This is a genomic window from Bradyrhizobium sp. MV1.5 (assembly GCF_055807615.1).
On sequence record NZ_JBVVPL010000013.1, the window covers coordinates 98683 to 104743 of the forward strand.

General features: G+C 66.3%; 6 protein-coding genes. 3 read left to right on the forward strand and 3 right to left on the reverse strand.

The features are described 5' to 3' along the window. Positions 1 to 9 precede the first annotated feature (9 nt). The 3 genes from AC0L2J_RS15055 to AC0L2J_RS15065 are packed head-to-tail and all read left to right on the forward strand — an operon-like array spanning position 10 to position 3307. Positions 10 to 480, forward strand: a complete 471-nt coding sequence (locus AC0L2J_RS15055) for a (2Fe-2S)-binding protein (protein WP_473391316.1) — start codon at positions 10 to 12, stop codon at positions 478 to 480. Beyond that, entirely contained in the window at positions 477 to 2612 is a 2136-nt protein-coding gene (locus AC0L2J_RS15060) for a xanthine dehydrogenase family protein molybdopterin-binding subunit (protein ID WP_473391320.1), read from the forward strand. Before AC0L2J_RS15055 ends, AC0L2J_RS15060 begins: the two co-directional genes overlap by 4 nt. Beyond that, positions 2609 to 3307, forward strand: a complete 699-nt coding sequence (locus tag AC0L2J_RS15065; RefSeq protein WP_473391322.1) for a molybdate ABC transporter substrate-binding protein — start codon at positions 2609 to 2611, stop codon at positions 3305 to 3307. The genes AC0L2J_RS15060 and AC0L2J_RS15065 overlap by 4 nt, the downstream gene beginning before the upstream one ends. A gap of 9 nt (positions 3308 to 3316) precedes the next feature. Here AC0L2J_RS15065 and AC0L2J_RS15070 read toward each other — a convergent pair whose 3' ends face one another. Genes AC0L2J_RS15070 through AC0L2J_RS15080 form a run of 3 tightly spaced genes read right to left on the reverse strand, consistent with a single transcriptional unit; the run spans position 3317 to position 5904 of the window. Further along, entirely contained in the window at positions 3317 to 4048 is a 732-nt protein-coding gene (locus tag AC0L2J_RS15070) for an SDR family NAD(P)-dependent oxidoreductase (RefSeq protein WP_473391325.1), read from the reverse strand. Between the two features lie 24 nt (positions 4049 to 4072). Next, positions 4073 to 5365: a TRAP transporter large permease gene (locus AC0L2J_RS15075; RefSeq protein WP_063995550.1), complete on the reverse strand. Its 1293-nt coding sequence runs from the start codon at positions 5363 to 5365 to the stop codon at positions 4073 to 4075. Beyond that, positions 5356 to 5904, reverse strand: coding sequence for a TRAP transporter small permease (locus AC0L2J_RS15080; RefSeq protein WP_007612645.1), 549 nt, complete (start codon positions 5902 to 5904; stop codon positions 5356 to 5358). Before AC0L2J_RS15080 ends, AC0L2J_RS15075 begins: the two co-directional genes overlap by 10 nt. Positions 5905 to 6061: the final 157 nt, after the last annotated feature.

The following is a 6061-nucleotide window of genomic DNA, read 5'->3' on the forward strand; positions in this document are numbered from 1 at the left end:
AGAGCGACAATGCCGACCATTCAATTCCAGCTCAACGGCACGGCGGCGGCCGTGGATACCGATCCGGATCAGACGCTGCTCGATGTGTTGCGCGGCCGGCTCGGCGTCACCGGTCCGCATTTCGGCTGCGGAGCCGGCGAGTGCGGCGCTTGCTATGTCATGGTCGGTGATCGCGCGATGGCCTCCTGCGACACGCCGATGTGGTCGGTCGCGGACAAGGAGATCGTTACGGTGGAAGGCCTCGGCACGGCGGAGCAACCGCATCCGCTGCAACGTGCCTTTATCTCTGAGCAGGCGATGCAATGCGGCTATTGCGTATCGGGAATCCTGATCAGCGCGGCGGCGCTGCTGAAGCGCAATCCGTCGCCGACGGAGGCCGAGGTGAAAGCGGCGCTTGATCGCAATCTGTGCCGCTGCGGATCGCACAACCGCATGGTCCGCGCCGTGCTGCGGGCGGCCGCGGAGATGGCGACATCATGAGTGCGCCGTCCCCTGCCCCGACACTGCCGGTCAGCCTTGCTGCCAATCCCAAGCTGTCATCCTGGGTGAAGCTCGTCGGCGACGGCCGTGTGGCGATCTCGCCCGGCAAGGTCGAGATCGGCCAGGGCATCGTCACGGCCCTGGCGCAGATCGCAGCCGACGAGCTCGACGTCGATATTGGTCGCATCGAGATGATCCGCGCCTCCACGGCGGCCAGCCCGAACGAGGGCGTCACCTCGGGCAGCCTTTCGGTCCAGCAATCCGGCCGCGCGCTACGCCATGCCTGTGCCGAAATCCGCCGGCGCTTCCTCGCCGCGGCGTCGGAGCGTCTCGGCGTCGATGCATCGCTGCTCGAGATCCATGACGGCACGATCTCGGGCCCCGGCAATGTCAGGACCAGCTATTGGGAGTTGGCCGATGACATCTCGCTCGACCAGGACGCCAATGCGGGCGCGACGGCGAAGATTGTCGCCAAGCGCACCGTCGCCGGACATTCGGTCCAGCGCGTCGACATTCCCGACAAGGTGTTCGCACGGCCGCGCTTCATTCATGACTGTCCGCTGCCGGACTTGCTGCACGGACGCGTGCTGCGGCCGGAGACCTCGGGCGCCAAACTGATCGCGCTCGACGAGATGGCGACGCGAGCCGTTCCCCGCCTCGTCGCGATCGTCCGCGACGGCAGCTTTGCCGGGGTGGTTGCCGACAGCGAGTCAGCGGCGGAAGCCGCGCTGAAAGCCTTGCGCAGGGGCGCGACATGGTCGGCCGGTGAGCCGCTGCCGGATGAAAATGATCTGGCCGGATTCCTGAAGAGCCAGCCGGTCGAGACCACCGTGATCGACGCCAGGACCACTGCGGCAACGATAAAGAAGGCTGCTCGCACCCTCCGCCGGCAATACATCCGTCCCTACATTGCGCATGCCTCGATCGCACCGTCCTGTGCGATGGCACAATGGAGTGGCGATCGCGTCCATATCTGGACGCACAGCCAGGGCGTCTATCTGCTGCGCGCCGATCTCGCGATCGTGCTGAAGCTGCCGGCACAAAATATCGTCGTCGAGCACATGGAAGGCGCGGGCTGCTACGGACACAATGCCGCCGACGACGTCGCGCTCGATGCCGTGCTGCTGGCGAAAGCTGCCGGCGGCCGTCCGGTGCGGGTGCAATGGTCGCGCCACGACGAGATGTCCCATGCGCCGCTCGGCGCGGCGATGGCGATCGAGATCGAGGCCGACCTCGATGCGGACAACGAGATCGTCGGTTGGCGCCATGCGATCTGGAGCAACGGCCACGCGGCGCGGCCGGGGCGCGCGGCACAGCCCGCGCTGCTTGCCGCAACCGAGATTGCGACCCCCTGGCCGCGCATGATCTCGACCAATCCGCCCGCGGCCAGTGGCGGCGGCGGCGACCGCAACTCCGTTCCGCTCTACGACTTCCCGGCCTGGACGGTCACGAGTCACCGGCTGCTGACCATGCCGGTGCGAACCTCGGCACTGCGCACACTCGGCGGACAAGGCAATGTGTTCGCCATCGAGTCCCTGCTCGACGAGATCGCCGCCCTGCGCGGCGAAGACCCGATCGCGGTCCGCTTGCGTCATCTGCGCGATGAGCGCGCAAAGGACGTCATCCGGGCCGCGGCACGACGCGCGCAGTGGAAGCCGCAGAAGCAGTCCGGCATCGGTCACGGCGTCGGCTTCGCCCGTTACAAGAACACGGGGGCCTATTGCGCCGCGATTGCGGAGATCGAAGGCAGCGATGACATCCGCGTCAAGCGGCTGACGCTGGCGGTCGACGTCGGCGAGGTCATCAACCCGGACGGCGTCATCAACCAGATCGAGGGCGGCGCGATCCAGGCGACGAGCTGGGTGCTGAAGGAACGTGTCCGCTTCGACCGCACGCGCATCACATCGACGTCCTGGACCGACTATCCGATCCTCACCTTCAGCGAGGTGCCAATGGTGGATGTCGAGATCGTCCAGCGGCCGGAGATCGAGCCGGTCGGCGCCGGCGAGGCCGCGCACGGCCCGGTGACGGCCGCGATCGCGAATGCCGTTTACGATTGCCTCGGCGTACGCGTGCGCGACCTGCCGATCACCCGCGACAAGATCATTGCAGCCATGGAGCTGGCATCGTGACCACAGTGAGCATTTTGAGCGGAGGCGCGGCGCAAGGCCTGGTGCGCGGCCTCAGCGAACCCTTCAAGACGCAGACCGGCTTCGGCATCGACGGCGAGTTCGGCGCGGTCGGCGTCATGGCCGACAAGCTGCGCGCGGGAACGGCGGCCGATCTCGTCATCCTGACGCGGGCGCTGCTTGCAAAGCTTGCCGAGGAGAAGCTCGTCAGTCCCGCCTCGATCTCGGATGTCGGACGGGTCGAGACCGCGCTGGCGGTCCGTAGCCGCGATCCCAAGGTGACGGTGAAGACCGAGACTGACCTGCGCGAGGCGCTGCGCAGCGCCGACGCGATCTACGTCCCGGACACGAAAGCCTCCACGGCGGGACAGCACGTTGCAAAGGTGCTGCATCAGCTCGGCATCGCCTACGAGGTCGCTTCGCGCCTCAAGATCTTTCCCAACGGCGCGACTTCGATGCGGGAGCTTGCGGCATCCACCGCCGCGCATCCGATCGGCTGCACGCAGGCGACCGAGATCATCGCGACCGACGGTATCGTGCTGTCAGGGGCGTTGCCGCCGGGCTGCGAGCTCGTGACGATGTACACGGCCGGCGTGACCATGCGAGCCGCACATCCGCAAGAGGCGGCGGCGCTGATCGCTTTGCTGACCGGCGCAGACCGCAAGGATCTGCGCCAGCGCGTCGGATTTACAGGCTAGATAACCGCCCTATGTGTGCAACTGGGTGAGGCCGGTCGGCGGACCGTCGACGGCGGTCGCGACCTCGTCGGCGCTGCTCCAGCGGTTGAACACGGTGTGGCCGGCGTAGAGATTGTAGATGTCGGGACGCTGCTTGAACGGGCCGGTCAGCGCGGTCTCGGCGATGCTCGGCGCGATCGCGTTGACGCGCACGCCGGAGCGTCCAACCTCAGACGCAAAGCCCTTCACCAGCAGGCCGATCGCGGCCTTGGTCGAGCCGTAGACGCCCAGGCCCGGCTCGATGGTCACCGCCCGCACCGAGGAGCAGGCGATGATGCTGCCGCCCTTCTGCTCGACCATGATGCGGCCGAAGGCCTGGAAGAACCAGACCGTGCCCTTGATGTTGAGGTTAAGGACGCGGTCGAGATCCTCCTCGGTGTAGTCGAGGATGGTCTTGCGGATGTTGAGCCCGGGCGTCGTCACCGCGATGTCGAGCCGCGAGAATTTCTGCATCACGATCTTGGCCAGCGCATTGACCTCCGCGGCGTTCGCCGCGTCGCACCCAGCCGCCTCGGCCCAGCCGCCCTTCTCACGAATGCCGGCGGCGGTCGCTTCGGCGGCGTCAAGCGCGCGATCGGCGCAGACGACACGGGCGCCGAGCCCGGCCAGCGCCTCGGCCGACGACTTGCCGATTCCAGAGGCGGCGCCGAGCACCACGGCCGTCTTGCCGGTGAGATCGAAGAGCTTGCGATAGTCAGTCACGGATAGATTCTCCCTGCGTTGCAGCTAGCCCTTGTAGCCCATCAGCAGGCGGGGCAGCCACAGCGAGAAGGCGGGGACATAGGTCACGAACATCAGAGCTGCGATCAGGGCGGCGTAGAACGGCAGGATGGTGCGCATCACCGCGCCCACCGAGATGCCGCCGATGGCGCAGCCCACGAACTGGGTGGTCCCGACCGGCGGAGTGTTCAGCCCCAGCGCGCAGTTGATCAGCATCAGCATTCCGAACTGCACAGGATCCATGCCCGCCTTCATCGCGATCGGCAGGAAGATGGGCGTGCAGATCAGGATGGTCGCTGCCATGTCCATGAACGTGCCCAGCACGAACAGGATGACGTTGATGAGCAGGAAGATGACCCAGGGCTGCGTCGAGACCCTGCTCATCATCTCGCCGGCGAAGTCGGCCACCTCGTAAAGTCCCATCAGATACTGGAACATGGTGGAGACGCCGATCAGCAGCAGCACCACGCCCGTCGTCTTCACCGCCTTGGCCGCGGCGCCCAGGAAGTTCGGCAAGGTCATCGTGCGGTAGATGAAGAACGTCAGCAGGATCGTATAGGTGACCGCGACGGCCGCGGACTCGGTCGCCGTGAACACGCCCGACAGGATGCCTGAAAGGATGATGCCGACGATCAGAAGGCCGGGCAGAGCGGCGGCGAACGAACGAAAAACCGCGGGCCAGCCCGGGAACTTGCCGGCCGGATAGCCGCGCTTCACCGCCACCGCGTAAGCGGCGACCAGCATGCACACCATCAGCACCAGCGCCGGCAGGAGGCCGGCGGCGATCAGCGCGCCGATCGAGACCTTGCCGCCGGCGGCGAGCGCATAGATGATCATGTTGTGACTGGTCGGCATCAGTGCTCCGACCAGCGAAGCATGGGTGGTGACGTTGACGGCGTAGTCGGTGTCGAAACCTTCCTTCTTCATCATGGGGATCATCACGGCCCCCATCGCCGACACGTCGGCAACTGGCGAGCCGGACACGCCGCCGAACAGCGTGCAGGCGACCACGTTCGACATGCCGAGCCCGCCGCGGATGTGTCCGACGAGATTCTTGGCGAGCTGCACGATCTTGTCGGCGACGCCGCCATGCAGCATCAGCTCACCGCTGAAGACGAAGAACGGGATGGCGAGGAAGGAGAAGATGTTCATCCCCGACATCATCTGCTGGAAGATGACCGCGACCGGCAGGCCTTCGTAGAGGATGGTGCAAATCGCCGAGAGGCCGATCGCGAAGGCGACGGGGACGCCGAGGACCAGGAAGCCGAAAAAAGTGGCGCCGAGGATGATCAGTTCCATGAGGGGACGACCTCTTCGCCGCGCAGGAGAGCGATGATGTGCTCGATTGAAAAGGAGACGATCAGGACGCCGGAGGCGATCAGCGGCACGTAACGGATGACCTCGGGCAACCCGAGATTGGGGATCTTCACGGTTCCGACCGACGCTCCGAGGATCCAGCCGTTATAGGCCATAGCGAGGCCGAACCCGGCCACCAGGACGTGGATCACAAGCTCGATCTTCTCCCGCGCGTGGTCCGGCAGCATCACCAGCAAACTATCCATGCCGATATGCCCGGCATCGCGCACGCCGACGGCGGCGCCGATCAACGTGACATACAGGATCAGAACCAACGCAAGGTTCTCCGTCCAGGTCGGGCTGGAATTGAGCACGTAACGTCCGAACACCTGGTAGAAGACGATGGTGACGATGACGAGCAGCCCGGTCACCGACAGATACATCCCTAGCCGAGCGACGGGAGCATTGATCCGGGACAGCAAGCCGGTGGACGGGCGTCCGGCTACGTCCAGTTCGTGGTCTGCGACGTGAGGGTCTGTCATCCAAGTCTCCTTGCAAGTCTCCTTGCGCGCGTCCAATGCGTCGGGGGGGGGGGGGGGGGGGGCCCCCCCCCCCCCCGCCCCCGGGGCGCGGGGGGGGGGGGCGGGGGGGGGGGGGGCGCCCCCCGGGAGAAGCACGCACCCCCAAAACCCGGAGGGG

Coding starts and splice junctions, on each gene's coding strand:
- AC0L2J_RS15055 (WP_473391316.1), top strand. CDS start 10: ATGCCGACCATTCAATTCCAGCTCAACGGCACGGCGGCGGCCGTGGAT.
- AC0L2J_RS15060 (WP_473391320.1), top strand. CDS start 477: ATGAGTGCGCCGTCCCCTGCCCCGACACTGCCGGTCAGCCTTGCTGCC.
- AC0L2J_RS15075 (WP_063995550.1), bottom strand. CDS start 5,365: ATGGAACTGATCATCCTCGGCGCCACTTTTTTCGGCTTCCTGGTCCTC.
- AC0L2J_RS15080 (WP_007612645.1), bottom strand. CDS start 5,904: ATGACAGACCCTCACGTCGCAGACCACGAACTGGACGTAGCCGGACGC.